This window comes from Actinomadura sp. NPDC047616, from assembly GCF_040642915.1.
GTDB lineage: Bacteria > Actinomycetota > Actinomycetes > Streptosporangiales > Streptosporangiaceae > Spirillospora > Spirillospora miaoliensis.
In genome coordinates this window covers 313,310-329,449 of record NZ_JBEYTB010000009.1, presented here as the reverse complement: position 1 = coordinate 329,449, position 16,140 = coordinate 313,310, and the positions used below count along the sequence as shown (strand labels likewise).

Sequence of the window (16,140 nt, the reverse complement as noted above, 5' to 3'; positions counted from 1 at the left end):
GATGCACTGCCCCAAGTGTCACGGCGTGATGCGCACCTACACCCGTAGCGGCGTCCACATCGAGCAATGCGACAACTGCCGCGGGATCTTCCTCGACTACGGGGAACTGGAGGCGCTGAGCCGCCTGGAGGGCCAGGCCCACGCCGCCCCGCCGCCCGCGGCCCCGGCCGCGCCGGCGTGGGGTGCGCCCGGGCAGGTGCACCACCATCACCACGGTGGCGGGCACTACCACCGCCCGCACCACGGCGGCCTGTTCCACATGCTGTTCACGACCTGAGCGGACGTCTCGTCCCGGCGGCGTGCCGACACCCGAGGCATCGGCGCGCCGCCCTGCCGCGCGGCGGACGCCCCCGGCCTACAGGCGGGGGTCGACGGGTTCGGACTCCAGGGCGAGGACGGCGAACACCGCCTGGTGGATCCGCCACATCGGCTCTCCCGAGGTGAGCCGGTCGAGCGCCTCCACGCCGAGGGCGTGCTCGCGCATCGCCAGCGAGCGCTTGCGGCCGAGCGACCGCCCCCGCAGCCGCTCCAGGGTGCCCGGCTCGGTGTAGTCCGGTCCGTAGATGATCCTCAGGTACTCCCGGCCCCGGCACTTGATCCCGGGCTGGATCTTCCGGTCCTCCGGGAACGGCCCGAGCGGCTTGACGACCATGCCCTCGCCGCCGCGTCCGGTGTGCCCCTCCCACCAGCCGGTGACGTCCCTCTCCGACTCCGGCGAGGCCAGGTCGACGACGCGCGACTCGGTCGCCAGGAGCAGTCCGGACGGGTCGGCCTCGGCGAGCCGGGCCGCGATCCGCATGTGCCAGTCGTGCTCACGGGCCGTGGCCCAGGCGCGGCCCTCGCCCGCCAGGATCTGGAACGGGGCCAGCCGCATGCCGTCCAAGCCGTCCACCGTCCAGCAGTAGCGGGCGTAGGCGTCGCGGAACAGCGCGGCGTTGGCGAGCCGCCGGTCGACGCGTCCACGCAGGTCAGCGACGTCCAGGCCGCGCGCGGACGCGCGGGCGAGCGCCTCGGCGGCGGCCGGCAGGGCGGCCCGCGCGGCCGCGCCGGTCGCCGCGTACTGGGTCCTGATCAGCTCCATGGCCTTGGCCGACCAGGGCAGCAGCTCGCAGTCGAGCACCAGCCAGCCGGTCCGCAGCTCGTCCCACAGCCCGGCGGCGCCGATCGCGGTGCGCAGCCGGTCCAGGAGCGCGCCGGTCAGCGCGGGATCGTTGAAGAACGCCCGTCCGGTGCGGGTGTAGACGGCGCCGGTCGTGCCGTCGTCCACGCCGAACCGGGCGGCGGCCACCGACGCGTCCCGGCAGACGACCGCGACGGCGCGCGAGCCCATGTGCTTCTCCTGGCAGATGACGCGGTTCAGGCCCGCGTCGCGGTACGCGGCCAGCGCCTCGGCCGGGTGTTCCAGGAAGCCGGGCAGCGCGGAGGTGGCGGACGGCGCCATCGTCGGCGGCAGGTAGACCAGCCAGCGCGGGTCGACCGCGAACCGGCTCATCACCTCCAGCGCGGTCAGCGCGTTCTCCTCACGGACGGCGACGCGGCCCATGAGCCGGGTCTCCACGCCGCCGTTGCCGAGCACGTCCTCGATCTTCAGCGCCGTGTTCTCGCGGTGCCCGCCCGGGGCGGCGTGGCCCGGGCCGGGGTGCAGCGGGCGCACCGGCTCGTACCAGACCCGGCGCGCCGGACGCTGCACCAGTTCCCGTTCGGGGTAGCGCAGCGCGGTCAGCTTCCCGCCGAACACCACGCCGGTGTCCAGGCAGATGGTGTTGTTGATCCACTCGGGTTCGGGCACGGGCGTGTGCCCGTACACGACCATGGCCTTGCCCCGGTAGTCCCTGGCCCACGGGTAGCGGACGGGCAGTCCGTACTCGTCGGTCTCGCCGGTGGTGTCGCCGTACAGCGCGAACGACCGCACCCGCCCGGACGCCCGGCCGTGGTAGGACTCCTTGAGCCCGGCGTGCGCCACGACGAGTCGTCCCTCGTCGAGCACGTAGTGGCTGATCAGGCCGTCCATGAACGCCAGCGCGGCGGCGCGGAAGTCGTCGGGTTCGGCGGCGAGCTGCTCCAGCGACTCGGCGAGCCCGTGGGCGACCCGCACCTTGCGGCCGCGCAGTGCCCGCACCAGCTTGGCCTCGTGGTTGCCGGACACGCACAGGGCCGTGCCGGCCTCGACCATGCCCATGACCAGGCGCAGCACTCCGGGCGTGTCCGGGCCGCGGTCGACCAGGTCGCCGACGAACACGGCGGTGCGGCCGCCGGGGTGGCGGGCGCCGGCGGCCCGGCCGAGCGGGTCGCGCTCGATCTGGTAGCCGAGGTCGCCGAGCAGGTCCTCCAGTTCGGCGCGGCAGCCGTGCACGTCGCCGATGACGTCGAACGGGCCGGTCAGCTCACGTTTGTCGGTCCAGGCCTTCTCGTGGACGATGGTCGCCGCGTCGATCTCGGCGACGTCGCGCAGGACGTACACGCGTTTGAACTCGCGGCCGAGCGAGCGCAGGCCGCGCCGCAGCTCGCGGCGCTGCCGCGGGACGACGTGGTCGGGCAGCCGCCGGTCGGCGCGCGCGGCGTTGCGTTCGACCGCGACCTGCTCGGGCACGTCGAACACGATCGCCACCGACAGCACGTCGTGCTCCTTGGCGATGCGGACGAGCTGCTCGCGCGACTTCTGCTGGACGTTGGTGGCGTCCACGACGGTCAGCAGCCCGCGCCGCAGCCGCTTGCGGACGATGTAGTGCAGCAGGTCGAACGCGTCGCCGGAGGCGGACTGGTCGTTCTCGTCGTCGGCGACCACGCCCCGGCAGTAGTCCGACGACACCACCTGGGTGGGCCTGAAGTGCCGGGCCGCGAAGTGCGACTTGCCCGAGCCGGACACGCCGACCAGCACCACCAGCCCCATCTCGGGAACCCTGATCTCGGTCACGCGTCTCCCCCGTTCGTCTTCCGCGCCGCGGTCCCCGCGCCGAGCGAGAACACCGCCATCTGGGTCGGCGGGCCGACCTGCGGGTCGTCGTCGCCCACCGGGACGTACCGCACCTGGTAGCCGAACGTCTCGGCGACCCGGCCGGCCCAGGACGCGAACTCGGCGCGCGTCCATTCGAACCGGTGGTCGGGGTGGCGCGCGGCGCCCGGCGCCAGGCCCTCGTAGCGCACGTTGTACTCCACGTTCGGGGTGGTGACGATGACCAGCCGCGGCCGCGCCCCGCCGAACACCACCTGCTCGACGGCGGGCAGCCGGGGCGGGTCGACGTGCTCGATCACCTCCATGAGCACGGCCGCGTCGTACCCGGCGAACCGCTCGTCGGCGTAGGTGAGCGCGCCCTGGAACACCTCGACGCGCGGTTCGCGGTCGGGGCCGTGCTCGTCGGGCAGGCCGCGGCGGTGCATGATCTGCACGGCGCGGTGCGAGACGTCCACCCCGGTGATCTTCTCGAAGTAGCGGTCCTGCTTGAGCCGCGCCAGCAGGCGGCCGGTGCCGCAGCCCAGGTCGATGACGCGCGGGGCGCGTTCGGCGTGCAGGGTCTCCAGCACCGCCTGCATCCTGCGCTCGGCCAGCGGCACCGGCGGCGCGGCGGCCCCGGCCGCGTCGTCCGGCTCGGGGGCGCCCGGCTCGGCGGCGGTGGGGTCGGCGGCGGGCGGCTCCTCCTCGATCGGGTCGCGGTCGAGGGCGTCCTCGGGGGCGTCGTCGGCGTCGGCGAGCCGGCCCAGCGCGGCCCGTACCAGCCCGCGCCGGCCGGCCAGATACCGGCGGGTGATCGCGGCCCGGTCGGGGTGGGAGGCCAGCCAGCCCTCGCCGGCGCGGACGAGCTTGTCGACCTCGTCGGGGGCGATCCAGTAGTGCTTGGCGTCGTCCAGCACGGGCAGCAGCACGTAGACCTGGTTGAGGGCGTCGGCGAGCCGCAGCTCGCCGGTCAGCGTGAGGGACACGTAGCGCGAGTCGCCCCACTCGGGGAACCCGGGGTCCAGGGGCAGCGGGACGGCCTCGACGTTCCAGCCGAGCGGCGCGAAGCAGCGTTCGGCCCGTTCCGCGCCGCCCCGGCACGGCAGGGCGGGCAGCCGGATCTCCAGCGGCAGCCGCCCGGCGGCCAGTTCGGGACGCGAGTCGCAGCGGCCCCGCATCGCGCTGCGGAACACGTTGGCCATGGCGGACGCCAGCAGGGACGACGCCGCGTAGGGGCGGTCGTTGACGTACTGGCCGAGGGAGAAGTCCGGGGTGCCCTTGCCGCGCGTGCGCACCAGCTTCACCGGGTCGACGTCCAGCAGCAGCGCGGCGGTGCAACGCCGCTCGCCGGCGTCGGGGTAGAAGACGTGCGCGGTGCCGAAGGACTGCTCGAACGCCTGCGCGCGGTCGGGGTGCTTGTGCAGCAGGTAGCCGAGGTCCGTGGCGGGCGCCATCGTCGTGGTGATCGTCAGAAGCACCGTGCCAGTGTGGCGGAGCCCCGTCGTCCGGCCCCACGGGTTTTCGGGTCAGGGCACCGACGGGCCGGTGATGTAGCGGCCCTTGCGGTCGTAGGGCCAGGGGTTGATGACGCAGCCCTTCAGCCCGAAGATCTGCTGCTGCATGACGGGCGCGGGACGGCCCTTGCCAGGGCAGGTGACGTGGTCGTACCCGAGCCGGTGGCCGACCTCGTGGTTGATGGTCAGCGCGTGGTAGTCGTCCGGCTTGCCCTTGTAGTAGGGGGTGAGCAGCAGCCAGCGCCGCAGGTTGACCACGACCTCCTTGCCTCCGGCGCAGTTCACCTTGCCCTCGGTGTCCAGGCCGTAGGCGGCGCACAGCTTGTCGGTGGTGCCGGGTGAGGCCAGGCGCACCACGAAGTCGTAGGGGGCGGAGTCCACGCGGCGGAACGACACCCGTCCCGCGGCGGTCCAGCCGCGCGGGTCCGCCAGGATGCGGTCGACGCTGCGGGCGAACTCCGTGGGGTCCTGCCGCAGGCCGCCCTCCACCTCGACCATGTAGCGCATGAGGCGTCCGCCGCGCCCGACCGTCTTGTTCGCGCCCTTGGGGCGGGAGAACTTGCCGGTGCCGCGTTTCGGTATGTACGTCTCGCGCGTGGGCTTGATGCTGGGCGGGGCCGACGGCTCGGCCTCCATGCGGGGCCGCGCGTCGCCGGTGGCGGGCGGGGCGGTCGTCTTCCGCACGTGGGCGCTGGAGGCGCCGCCGCCCATCAGCCCGCCCTGGAAGACGAACGCGCCGATGCCGACGATGGCCGCCGTGACCAGCAGCGTGGCGAGGGCGCCCAGGGCGATCGTGCCGGCGCGGCGCCGCCGTCCGGCTCCCAGCGACTGTTCGAGCTGTTCGTCGAAGGCCGCGGGGACGCCGCGGGCGCCTGGGTCGATGCCGGGTTCGCGGGTGTCCGGCGGGGACGGCACGCTTCGTGATCTTGGTGGCTCCATGGCCCGCCCAGGATGCCAGAAAGCACCCTAAATGTTGCAAAATCACGACTTATCGCTGATCAAGGCGGGGAAAACCGGTTGGCGGCGTCCGCCCCGCCCCGGCAGACTCGTGCCGCCATGAGCAGACATCCCCGGCGGCAGACCGCCCAGCAGACCGTGGCCATCATCGAGCGCGGCGACTATACCGCGCCGTCCGGCCGTACCGTGGCCGTCGCCGATCGGATCGAGGCCGCGGTGCGCGGCACCGTGCTGCACCGCCCCGCCGAGCTCGACGGGCTGCTCGCCCGGCTGCCGGACGCGCCCGCGGCCGGGACGGGCGGCGGCACGCGCGTCGAGGTGACCGGGGAGACCACCCTCGCGGCCGCCCGCCGCCTGCGCGAACCCGGTCACACGCCGCTGGCGCTCAACTTCGCGTCCGCCAAGAACCCCGGCGGCGGCTTCCTCAACGGCGCGCACGCCCAGGAGGAGGGGCTCGCCCGCTCGTCGGCGCTGTACGCCTCGCTGACGGCCGCCCGCGAGTACTACGACTTCCACCGCGCCCAGGGCGACCTGCTCTACAGCGACCACATGATCTACTCCCCGGACGTCCCGGTGTTCCGCGACGACGCCGGGCGGCTGCTGGAGGAGCCGTACGACGTCGCGTTCCTCACCTCCCCGGCGCCCAACCGCGGCGCGATCCGCGACGAGCGGGTGGCCGCGCGGATCCCCGAGGTGCTGCGTCTGCGCGCCCGCAAGATCCTCGCGGTGGCGGCGCACCACGGCCACCGGAGGCTGGTGCTGGGCGCGTGGGGCTGCGGCGTGTTCCGCAACGACCCGGCCGAGGTCGCCCAGGCGTTCGCCGAGCCGCTGGCCGCGGGCGGCGAGTTCGCCGGACGCTTCGACCACGTGGTGTTCGCCGTGTGGGACACGGCCAAGGGCGCGCCCCGCCAGGTCGCCTTCGAACGCGTCCTCGCGCCCCTGACCGCCTGACGTCCGCGTCAGGGGCCGGCGCCGGCCGGGCGGGCGCCGACGTAGGACTCCAGGCCGCGGATCAGCAGGTCGAGGCCGAACTCGAACCGGTCGTCGCCGTCGCCGTTCATCAGCTCCCCGACGTGCCGCACCATGCTGGGGAACCGGTCGGGCGGCAGGCTGGCGAAGTAGTCGCGGACCTGGCCGAGGAACCCCGTCATGTACTCCTCGACGCTCTCGCCGCTGGCGCGCTGGCGGGCCAGGTGCAGCGAGCCCTCGTACACGTGGGCCGTCACGTACAACGAGATCTGGTCGATCGTCCAGGCCGCGATCTGGGGCGGCACTCCGCCCGCCAGCATGATCGACAGCAGTCCCTCGCCGATGCGCATCGCGTTGGGCCCGGTGGGGATGGTGGCCATCGACACGCGGGCGATGTCGGCGTGCGCGCTCAGCACCCGGTGCATCTCCCGGGCCGTCTCCCGGATCTGCTCACTCCAGCGCGCCGGGTCCGGCTCGGGGAGGCGCACCTCCCCCGCGACCCGTTCCCGCATCAGTTCGAACAGCTCGTCCTTGTTGGCGACGTGCGCGTAGAGCGAGGCCGGGCCGGTGCCCAGCTCCTGCGCGACGCGGCGCATGCTGACCGCCTCCAGCCCCTCGGCGTCCAGCAGACGCAACGCGACGTCGACGATGCGCTCCTGGCTGAGCGGCTGGCGCGGCGGCGCGGCCGGCCTGCGCCTGCTGCGCCACGGTGGTGCGGGCATCTCCGGGGCGCCGGTGTCCGACACGGAACCTCCCGTTTTCGCGATACATCTTGACGGGCCGCTAACGCGATATATCTTCTCTATCGGAGAGAGATTGCGGCCGCCCCTCGTCTCCACAGATGACGAACAGCGTACTTGACACGAACGACGTTCCCAGCATAGAACAGTGTTCGTAACGACGAACAGTGTTCTTCGCGGGTGGCTCCCCCCGCCCCCGAACCCCTCTGGAGAATCGATGTCCCACACGGACGCCGCCCCCGCCTACCGGTGGCGCTGGGCGGCCCTGATAGTGATCCTCGCCGGCGAGATCATGGACATGCTGGACGCGCTGATCACCGCGATCGCGGCGCCCACCATCCGCGCCGACCTCGGCGGCTCGGCCGGCACCGTCCAGTGGCTGACCGCCGGCTACACGCTGGCCATGGCGATCGGCCTGATCACCGGCGGGCGGCTCGGCGACCTGTACGGGCGCCGCCGCATGTTCCTGGTCGGCGCGGCCGGCTTCACCGCGGCCTCGCTGCTGTGCGGGCTCGCCCAGTCGCCCGGCATGCTGGTCGGCTCGCGGGTCGCCCAGGGCCTGTTCGGCGCGCTGATGCTGCCGCAGGGCCTCGGCATGATCAAGCGGATGTTCCCGCCGAAGGAGGTCGGCACGGCGTTCGCCGCCTTCGGCCCGGTCATGGGGCTGTCGTCGGTGGGCGGTCCGGTGCTGGCGGGCTGGCTGACCGGCGCCGACCTGTTCGGCACCGGCTGGCGCATGATCTTCCTGATCAACCTGCCGCTGGGCCTGGCGGCCGTCCTGGCGGGCCTGCGCTACCTGCCCCGGGACGGCGGCGGGGACACCACGCGCCTGGACCTGCCCGGCGCGGCGCTGGCGGCGCTCGGCGCGGGCCTGCTGGTCTACCCGCTCGTCCAGGGCCGCGAGCTGGACTGGCCCGCCTGGATCTTCGCGCTGCTCGCCCTGTCGGTCGCGGTGTTCGGCGTCTTCTCCTGGTACGAGACGCGCCGCCAGCGCGCGGGCCGCGACCCGCTGGTCATCCCGGGCCTGTTCCGCAAGCGGGGCTTCACCGCCGGGCTGCTGGTCGGCGTCGTGTTCTTCGCCGGCATGACCGGCTTCGCGCTGGTGTTCAGCCTCTATCTGCAGATGGGGCTCGGCTACTCGCCGCTGAAGGCGGGGCTGTCCCAGGTGCCGTGGTCGCTCGGCATCATCGCCGGGTTCGGCGTCGCGCAGGCCGTGCAGCGGTTCGGACGCCCCGTCATCCACGGCGGCACCGCCATCATGGCCGCCGGGGTCGCCGCCGTCGCGCTCACCCTGAACATCGCGGGCACCGGGGTCGGGCCGTGGCAGCTCACCCCCGCCCTGCTCGTCTGCGGCATCGGCATGGGCCTGCTGATGGCCCCGTTCTTCGACATCGTGGTGTCGGGCGTGGAGCCGCACGAGACCGGGTCCGCGAGCGGCACGCTCACCGCCGTCCAGCAGTTCGGCAGCGCGCTCGGCGCCGCCGTGCTCGGCACCGTCTTCTTCGGCCTGCTCGGCGGGCAGGTCGCCACCGAGGCCGAGCACGCCGCGCCCGCCCTGCGCGACCGGCTCGCCGCCGCCTCCGTCGCCGCCCCGCAACGCGACCTCATCGTCGACGACCTGCGCGCCTGCGGACGCGACCGCGCCTCGGCCGAGGACGGCGCCGGGGTCCCCGAATCCTGCGTCCGGCTGGAACGCGACGTGACGGCGGCCGCGTCCGCCGCTCCGGCCTCGGCCCCCGCCGTCCGCCAGGCGGTCGGCACGGCCGCGGAACGCTCGGCCAAGGAGGGCTTCAGCGACGCGATGACCGTGACGCTGTGGGTCGTGGTCGGGATGCTCGGGCTGACGTTCCTGGTGACCTTCCTGCTCCCCCGGCACGCCCGCCCGCAGGAGGACGCACCCGGCGGCGGCACCGCCGACCCGGTCGTCCCGGCGACCGCCTGACACGGGACGGGCCGCCGCCCCGCGCCGCCCCGCGCCGCTCGGCGGCGCGGGGCGGCGGCCCGTGACGGCACGGGGTGTCAGACCTTGCCGAGGACCTCGGCGGCGATCAGCTCCAGGTGCTCCAGGTCGCCGAGGTCGAGGACCTGGAGGTAGACGCACTCGGTGCCGATCTCACCGAGCCTGCCGAGCTTGTCGACGACCTCGCCGGGCGTGCCGGCCAGGCCGTTCTCGCGCAGCTCCGGCACCTGGCGGCCGATCGCGTCGGCCCGCCGCCTGATCTCGGCCTCGTCGCGGCCGACGCACACCACCTGGGCGGCCGAGTACACCATCGGCCTGGTCCGTCCCGCCTCCCGGCAGGCCGCGCGGACCCGCTCGTAGGCGGCACCGGTGTCGTCCACCTTGGCGAACGGCACGTTGAACTCGTCGGCGTACCGGGCCGCCAGCCGCGGGGTGCGCTTGGCGCCGAGACCGCCGAGCAGGATCGGCGGGCCGTCCGGCCGGGCCGGCTTGGGCAGCGCCGGGGAGTCGGTCAGCGCGTAGTGGCTGCCCTCGAAGGAGTAGGTCTCACCGGCGGGGGTCCGCCACAGCCCGGTGATGATCTCGAGCTGCTCCTCCAGCCGGTCGAACCGCTCCTTCAGGCTCGGGAACGGGATGCCGTAGGCGGTGTGCTCGGCGTCGAACCAGCCGGTGCCGATGCCGAAGTCCACCCGGCCGCCGCTCATCTGGTCGACCTGCGCCACCGCGATGGCCAGCGGCCCCGGGTAGCGGAACGTGGCCGCGGTCATCAGCGTGCCCAGCCGGATCCGGGACGTCTCGCGGGCCAGCGCGGCCAGCGTGATCCAGGCGTCGGTCGGGCCCGGCTCCCCGGTCACCTCGCCCATCTTCAGATAGTGGTCCGAGCGGAAAAAGGCGTCGAACCCCAGGTCCTCGGTGGCCTTGGCCACCGACAGCAGTGTCTCGTAGCTCGCCCCCTGCTGGGGCTCGGTGAAGATCCGAAGACGCATGGGTCCATCCTGGTACCAAACCGACACTGCGCACGCCACCGGGCCCCGGAAACCGGGGCACGGTCAGCGCGGACGGCGAGATCGCGGCGAGGCGGTCACCACGGGCCGCGGCGCGCGGGCAGGACCCTGGTGGCGGCGACGGCGGCGTTGTTGCGGAGGTTGAGGTCGGGGGTCGACGCGGTGACCTTGGCGCCGGAGCGCACCACGGCACCCGGACGCGGCCCCCAGCCGGCGCGGCGCGGCATGAGCCTGTAGCGGAGCGTCCTGTCCCCTCCGGGCGCGATCGTCCCGAGGTGGCACATCAGGAAGTACTCGTGGCGGCGGCAGCCTCCGCGCACCATCCGCACCACGTTCCTGCGGCCGCCCGGCACCCTGGCCGCGACGACGACGCCCCGCGCCGGCGACGGCCCCGCGTTGTGCACCCGCACCAGGTAGGTGATGGCCCGGCCGGAGCGGACGCGGGCCGACGCCCGGTGGAGCACCGACAGGTCGGCGGTCCGGGCGACCTTCACCAGCGGGAACGCGTGGCTGACCGTGGACGGCCGTCCCCACGTCACCGTGAGCCTGCCGCCGACCGCCTGGCCCGGCCTGGCCGTCCGGGCGACCCGGGCGGTCAGCACGCCCACGACCGTCTGCTCCGGCCTGAGCGTCCCGAGCCGGCAGGCCGCCACACCGCGGCCGAACGCGCAGTGACGCTGCCCGGACACGTAGATCAGCGGCCTGGACATCCGCATCCGCAGCACCAGCGGGCCGACCCGCTTGCGGTTCTTGTTGGTCACGGCGAACGGCCAGCTGTAGGTGCGTCCCGGCAGCAGCGGCCCCCGCGGAGCGGCCGTGGTGATGATGATCCCCCGGGCCGCCTTGGACCTGCCGCCGCGGGACCCCGCGAGCGACGGCGCGCCGTACACGCCGGGCGGCCAGGCCGACGTCGCGGTGCCCGTGGGCGGCCAGGGCCGCGTCTCGGCGGCGCCCGCGGGCCCGGCCGCCTGGGCCGTCGCCAGCAGCGGCACCGCGGTCAGCGGTACGACGAGGCCGCGCGCGACGGCGCGCACGCCCACCTTCTCGATCATGATGGTCCCCCCGTGACCCCGGCCGATCAGAGCAGATCAGTTGTAGCCGGGGCCCGGACGAGTTACTAGCGCGGCGGCGGCGTGTCGCACCGGCGGTCACGTCAACCTTTCGTCAAGTAACGGTCGGCCTGTCGAGGCGGCCAGGACGCCCCGAAATATGAGCGATTCTCTGCGGACGCCCCATCTGGGCAGGTTGAATCGACTACACAACGACCGCTGTCGCCACGTGGAGTGAGCATGAGCGTGTTCGGCGTCGACTACGCCTGGGGGCGTCCGGGCCCGGACGCCCTGAAGAAGGCCGGGGCCAGGTTCGTGTGCCGCTACCTGTCGCACGACACCTCGGGCAAGAACCTGACCCGGGCCGAGGCCGACCAGCTGTCGCGGGCCGGCCTGTGGCTCGTCGTCGTGTGGGAGACCACGGCGCGGCGGGCGCTGTCGGGCCGCTCGGGCGGCGCCGCCGACGCCCGGGACGCCGCCAAGCAGGCCGCGAACTGCGGCATGCCCGAGGACCGGCCGATCTACTTCGCCGTCGACTTCGACGCGTCCGCGAGCCAGCAGGCCGCCGTCAACGCCTACCTGGACGGCGCGGCGTCGGTGATCGGCCGCGACCGGGTCGGCCTGTACGCGGGCTACGGCCCCACCAAGCGCGCGCTGGACGCGGGCAAGGCCCGCTGGGCGTGGCAGACCTACGCCTGGTCGGGCGGGAAGTGGGACGCGCGCGCCCACATCCAGCAGTACTCCAACGACCACAAGATCAACGGTGTGGGCGTCGACTACGACCGCGCCATGAAGGACGACTACGGGCAGTGGCGCGTCGGCGTCTCGCCCGGGGAGGACGACATGCCCGACTACGTGTCCGTCGGCGTCACCGGCGAGCAGACGCTCGCCCCCGGCACGTGGACGACGATCCGGTGGGACAGGGAGTACGCCGACAGCGAGCACCAGCACGCCGACGAGGGCGGCCCGAGCCTGCTCAACGGCCCCGCCCGGTACAGCCTCACCGCGGCGGTGAGGCTGCGCGGCGTCCCGGCGGGCACGCGCGTCCAGGCGCGGCTGATCGAGGTCGACGCCGGCGACACCGCGCGGTTCGACGTCGGACCGGTGCAGGACTTCGTGTCCTCCGGCGACGAGACCAACGTGCTGTACGGGGTGTCGGCCGACACCGTCAACGACGGCCACCGGGTGCGCTTCCAGGTCGTCCAGCACGGCGGCGCCGAGGCCGCCGTCACCGGCGGCAGCGCGAAACTGCTCTTCTGGCGCACGTGACCGGGCGTCCGCGCCGCGCCCGGTCACGTGGGGGGCCTACCGCTCGTCCGGCGGACGTCGCGGCTCGGGCAGCGTGACGTCCGGCCCCTGCGGGCCGGCGCCCGGGCCGACACCCGGGCCGCGCTCGTCGGAGCGGGCGGCCGCGGCGGCGAGCCGGGCGGCGTTGTGCAGCACGCGCGTCTGCAGCTCGACGTGGCGGATCAGCTCGGCCTGCCCCTCGCGCAGCTCCCGCGCGAGCCGGACCGTCCACAGCCCCGTGCCCAGGACCACGACGGCCAGCGCGGCGTTCACCGCGATCAGCAGCACCTCGGCGAGGCCGCGCAGCGGCACGGCGACGGCGGCGGCCCCCGCGCCGGCCGCCGCGGCGGCGAGCGCGCACCGGACGAGCGCATACCGGGCGAGCGCATACCGGAAAAGGGCGCACCGGACAGCCGACGCGCGTCCGACTGCGCGCATGGGCGACCACTTCCTTCACCGCGGGGAGGGCCCAGGCCGGAGGATCCTGACCTGAACCGGCACCCCCAGTGTGCCCGGCTGTCAGGGGCGCAACAACCGGTCAGTTCCGGAAATCTTTTCAGATCACGGAAAATCCCGGGCGGAGCCGCCGGTCAGCGCCCCTCCGGCTCCCCGTACAGGGCGCGCAGGAAGGCCAGGGCCATCCGGCGCTTGTCCCCCGAGTCGGCCTGCAGGTCGGCGAAGTAGGCGTTGAGCTCCTCCAGCTCGCGCAGCGCCACGGCCATCTCGTCCGGCGTCCCGTCCCGGCCCGGGGCCGGCTCGCCGCCCTCGGCGATGCGCACCAGGTCGCCCGGCCGCCACTCCAGCGCCTCCTCGATGGCGGCGCGGGTGCGCGCCTGCGGCCAGCGCTCGGCCGACTCCAGGTTGTAGACCGTCTTGACGGTGACCCCCGCGCGTTCGGCCAGGCGCTCCTGCGTCAGGCCGAGCGCTCCCCGGCGGGCCACCACGTACTTGGCGACCCGACCCCGGTCCAGCTCACCACCCATGCGTTTCAGCATGACGGAAACATTCAGGAACATCCAGTAACCGAACGGCGAAGGTTTTCTTCATCATCCTTTCCATTAATTACCGGTTCCTTCTTGCAGTGTTACCGATAGGTTCCTAGTGTGGAGACGGGTCCGCCGAGACGCGCGTCTCCGGTCCCCCGGCACAGACCCGGTCCCCGGCGCGGCCCGCACGAACACCAACGAAGGGGCGGGTTCGACGTGACCGACGACGGACCGATCACTGGACCGATCACCATGGAACTGGCACTGGCCGAACTGCGCCGCGGCGTCGACGTCCGGCTGGCCGGGTTGGAGGGCCGGATGGCGCTGCTGCACCAGCGCGCCGACGTGCAGGAGCGCCGCGCCGAGGACCAGGCGCGGCTGCTGGAGGAGCTCGGCGACCGGCTGGTCGCCATCGAACGCGAGCAGGTGACCCGCGGCCATCTGGACAACCGCTTCCGCCACACCGTGGCGCTGCTGTCCCTGCTGGCGGCCGTCGCCTCGACCGTGGTGGGCGCCGCCGTCGCCCTCCTCGGCCGCTGACGGCCGCGGTGTCGCATCGCGTGCGGCACGACGGCGGACGCTCCGGGCGTTCCGTTTCGTCCGGGTTGGGCATGCTCTGCCCATGGAGGCCAAGAATCGCGCCCGCCTGTCGTACAAGGTGGGATACGCCGTCCGCAATCCGCGGCGCGTCGTGCCGTACGCGCGCAGGCTGGCCCGCGACGCCTGGCTGCGGACGCGGGCCCGCGACCACGTGAGCTACTACCGGGCCGTGATGCGCTCGGACGCGGCGCGCAGCCCGAACGGCGCGGTCGGCACGCCGTCGCCCGAGCACTGGGAGCGGCTCGGCAGGCTCCAGTTCGACTACCTGACCGGGCACGGGCTGTCCCCCGGCGACCGGATGCTGGAGATCGGCTGCGGCAACCTGCGCGCGGGACGGCTGTTCGTCCGGTTCCTGGAGCCCGGCCACTATTACGGGGTGGACATCTCCCCCGACATCCTGCTGGCCGCCCAGGACACCATCGTCCGGGACGGGCTGCAGGACCGCCTACCGCACCTGACACTGGTGCGCGACCTGCGCCTGGAGTTCCTGCCCGCGGCCTACTTCACCGTCGTGCACGCCCACAGCGTGTTCTCCCACTCCCCCGTCCAGGTCATCGAGGAGTGCCTGGCGAACGTGGGGCGAGTGCTGGCCCCGGGCGGCTTCTTCGACTTCACCTTCAACCGCACCGACGGCGAGGAGCACCACGTCCTGCGGGAGGACTTCTACTACCGCACCGGCACGCTCGTCGCGCTCGCCGCCCGGCACGGCCTGTCCGCCCGGCCCATGGACGACTGGGACCGGACCGGCCACCGCCAGTCCAAGCTCCGCCTCACCCACGCCTGACCCAGGCCTGCCCAGAGCCGGCCCAACCCGGCCGCGCTCTAGCCCCTGGTCAGCACCGCCAGGATCTCCACATGGTGGGTCATGGGGAAGGCGTCGAAGGCGCGCAGGTTCGCCAGCGTCCAGCCGCGGTCGGCGAAGTAGGACAGGTCGCGGGCCAGGGTGGCCGGGTCGCACGAGACGTAGGCGATCCGGCGGCCGCCCAGGCGGGCGACGTGCTCGACCACCTCGCGACCCGCCCCGGCACGGGGCGGGTCCAGGACGATAACGTCGGCGCCCCGCACCCGGGCGCCGCGCCGGTGGTCGCCGCGCTTGGGCTGGGCGCGGTCGGAGCCGCCGTCGGCACGGCCGAACTCCAGCTCGGCGATCACGTCGGCGACCTGGCCGCGCTCGACGGCCACCTGGGGCAGGTCGCGCAGGTTGAACTTGGCGTCCCGGACGGCCTGGGCGTCGGACTCGACGGCCACCACCAGCCCGTCCGGGCCGACGCGTTCGCCGAGGGCGGCGGCGAACAGCCCGGCGCCGCTGTACAGGTCGAGGGCGATCTCCCCGGGCCGGGGCTGCAGGGCGTCCATCACCGCGTCGGTGAGCACCTGCGCGGCGCCCGGGTGCACCTGCCAGAAGCCGCTGCCGCTGACCTGGAACAGGCGCCCGGACACCTCCTCGCGCACGTACGGGATCTGCGTCCCGGGCGCGGGACGGCCGCGCACCAGCCGGACGGGCACGTCCAGGCGGGGCACGCGCGCCTTCGCGCCGCCGCGGACGACCACCACCCGGTCACCGGTCGCGGCGGACACGACGCCCTCGACGGACGCGGCGCCGCGCCAGGGCTTGCGCTCGATGCCCATCACCTCGACCCCGGGGTGGGCGATCAGGCACTCGTCGATCGGCTCGATGTCGTGGGAACGGTGCCGGTGCAGGCCGACGGCGCCGTCGCGGCGGACGGCGAACTGCACCCGCGTGCGCCAGCCCAGGCCGTCCGGCGCGTGCGGCAGCTCCTCGACGACGACCGTGCGTTCGATGCCCGCCACCCGCCGCAGCTGCTCCTCCACGACGGCGGCCTTGAGCCGGCGCTGCGCGGGCAGCGACGCGTGCTGCCAGTCGCAGCCGCCGCAGCGGCCCGGCCCGGCGAACGGGCACGGCGCCTGCACCCGGTCGGGGGACGCCTCCAGGATGTCCACGGCGTCGGCGCGCATGAACCGCTTGGTGCGCTCGGTCACCCGCGCCCGCACGCGCTCCCCCGGCAGGGCGTGCCGGACGAACACCACCCGCCCCTCGTGGCGGGCCACGCAGACGCCGCCGTTGCCGACGCCGCCCACTTCCAGTTCGAGGAGTTCGTCCGCTTCCGGGTCCATGCCCGG

15 protein-coding genes are annotated in these 16,140 nt (G+C 74.0%); 6 read left to right on the top strand and 9 right to left on the bottom strand.

Annotation, left to right across the window (positions count from 1 at the left end):
* The first annotated feature begins 1 nt into the window (after position 1).
* Positions 2-277, top strand: a complete 276-nt coding sequence (locus tag ABZ801_RS23195) for a zf-TFIIB domain-containing protein (RefSeq protein ID WP_360701082.1) — start codon at positions 2-4, stop codon at positions 275-277.
* A 78-nt stretch (positions 278-355) separates the two neighbouring features.
* On the opposite strand, the gene ABZ801_RS23190 is transcribed toward ABZ801_RS23195, so the two are convergent.
* The 3 genes from ABZ801_RS23190 to ABZ801_RS23180 are packed head-to-tail and all read right to left on the bottom strand — an operon-like array spanning position 356 to position 5,361.
* The gene (locus ABZ801_RS23190) at positions 356-2,914 is read right to left on the bottom strand and encodes a polynucleotide kinase-phosphatase (protein ID WP_360701079.1); all 2,559 of its coding nucleotides are present in this window, start codon (positions 2,912-2,914) and stop codon (positions 356-358) included.
* The gene (locus ABZ801_RS23185; protein WP_360701077.1) at positions 2,911-4,410 is read right to left on the bottom strand and encodes a 3' terminal RNA ribose 2'-O-methyltransferase Hen1; all 1,500 of its coding nucleotides are present in this window, start codon (positions 4,408-4,410) and stop codon (positions 2,911-2,913) included. The genes ABZ801_RS23190 and ABZ801_RS23185 overlap by 4 nt, the downstream gene beginning before the upstream one ends.
* A 48-nt stretch (positions 4,411-4,458) precedes the next feature.
* A complete protein-coding gene (locus tag ABZ801_RS23180) occupies positions 4,459-5,361 on the bottom strand; it encodes a DUF3152 domain-containing protein (RefSeq protein ID WP_360701075.1) in 903 nt (300 codons plus the stop codon).
* Between the two features lie 141 nt (positions 5,362-5,502).
* Here ABZ801_RS23180 and ABZ801_RS23175 point away from each other — a divergent pair, with 141 nt between their 5' ends.
* Positions 5,503-6,354, top strand: coding sequence for a TIGR02452 family protein (locus tag ABZ801_RS23175; RefSeq protein WP_360701072.1), 852 nt, complete (start codon positions 5,503-5,505; stop codon positions 6,352-6,354).
* A gap of 8 nt (positions 6,355-6,362) precedes the next feature.
* On the opposite strand, the gene ABZ801_RS23170 is transcribed toward ABZ801_RS23175, so the two are convergent.
* Complete coding sequence (locus ABZ801_RS23170) at positions 6,363-7,118, bottom strand: TetR/AcrR family transcriptional regulator (protein WP_344959311.1); 756 nt, start codon at positions 7,116-7,118, stop codon at positions 6,363-6,365.
* A 211-nt stretch (positions 7,119-7,329) separates the two neighbouring features.
* Between ABZ801_RS23170 and ABZ801_RS23165 the strand changes: the two genes are divergently transcribed.
* A complete protein-coding gene (locus tag ABZ801_RS23165) occupies positions 7,330-9,054 on the top strand; it encodes an MFS transporter (protein ID WP_360701069.1) in 1,725 nt (574 codons plus the stop codon).
* A 77-nt stretch (positions 9,055-9,131) separates the two neighbouring features.
* Here ABZ801_RS23165 and ABZ801_RS23160 read toward each other — a convergent pair whose 3' ends face one another.
* Positions 9,132-10,058: an LLM class F420-dependent oxidoreductase gene (locus ABZ801_RS23160; RefSeq protein WP_344959406.1), complete on the bottom strand. Its 927-nt coding sequence runs from the start codon at positions 10,056-10,058 to the stop codon at positions 9,132-9,134.
* A gap of 95 nt (positions 10,059-10,153) precedes the next feature.
* Positions 10,154-11,128: a hypothetical protein gene (locus ABZ801_RS23155; RefSeq protein WP_360701066.1), complete on the bottom strand. Its 975-nt coding sequence runs from the start codon at positions 11,126-11,128 to the stop codon at positions 10,154-10,156.
* Between the two features lie 237 nt (positions 11,129-11,365).
* Between ABZ801_RS23155 and ABZ801_RS23150 the strand changes: the two genes are divergently transcribed.
* Complete coding sequence (locus ABZ801_RS23150; protein ID WP_360701063.1) at positions 11,366-12,394, top strand: DUF1906 domain-containing protein; 1,029 nt, start codon at positions 11,366-11,368, stop codon at positions 12,392-12,394.
* A gap of 36 nt (positions 12,395-12,430) precedes the next feature.
* On the opposite strand, the gene ABZ801_RS23145 is transcribed toward ABZ801_RS23150, so the two are convergent.
* Both ABZ801_RS23145 and ABZ801_RS23140 read right to left on the bottom strand, forming a co-directional pair.
* Positions 12,431-12,850, bottom strand: a complete 420-nt coding sequence (locus ABZ801_RS23145) for a hypothetical protein (protein WP_360701061.1) — start codon at positions 12,848-12,850, stop codon at positions 12,431-12,433.
* A gap of 152 nt (positions 12,851-13,002) precedes the next feature.
* Positions 13,003-13,407 (bottom strand): helix-turn-helix transcriptional regulator, encoded by a 405-nt coding sequence (locus tag ABZ801_RS23140; protein ID WP_344959303.1) that lies wholly within the window; start codon positions 13,405-13,407, stop codon positions 13,003-13,005.
* Between the two features lie 207 nt (positions 13,408-13,614).
* Here ABZ801_RS23140 and ABZ801_RS23135 point away from each other — a divergent pair, with 207 nt between their 5' ends.
* Together ABZ801_RS23135 and ABZ801_RS23130 are read left to right on the top strand one after the other, a co-directional pair.
* Positions 13,615-13,938 carry a hypothetical protein gene (locus ABZ801_RS23135; RefSeq protein WP_344959301.1) on the top strand — a complete coding sequence of 108 codons (324 nt, stop codon included), beginning with the start codon at positions 13,615-13,617 and terminating at the stop codon, positions 13,936-13,938.
* An 82-nt stretch (positions 13,939-14,020) separates the two neighbouring features.
* On the top strand, positions 14,021-14,782 hold the full coding sequence (locus ABZ801_RS23130; protein ID WP_360701058.1) for a class I SAM-dependent methyltransferase: 762 nt from the start codon (positions 14,021-14,023) through the stop codon (positions 14,780-14,782).
* 38 nt (positions 14,783-14,820) lie between these two features.
* Here ABZ801_RS23130 and ABZ801_RS23125 read toward each other — a convergent pair whose 3' ends face one another.
* Positions 14,821-16,134, bottom strand: a complete 1,314-nt coding sequence (locus ABZ801_RS23125) for a class I SAM-dependent RNA methyltransferase (RefSeq protein ID WP_360701207.1) — start codon at positions 16,132-16,134, stop codon at positions 14,821-14,823.
* Positions 16,135-16,140: the final 6 nt, after the last annotated feature.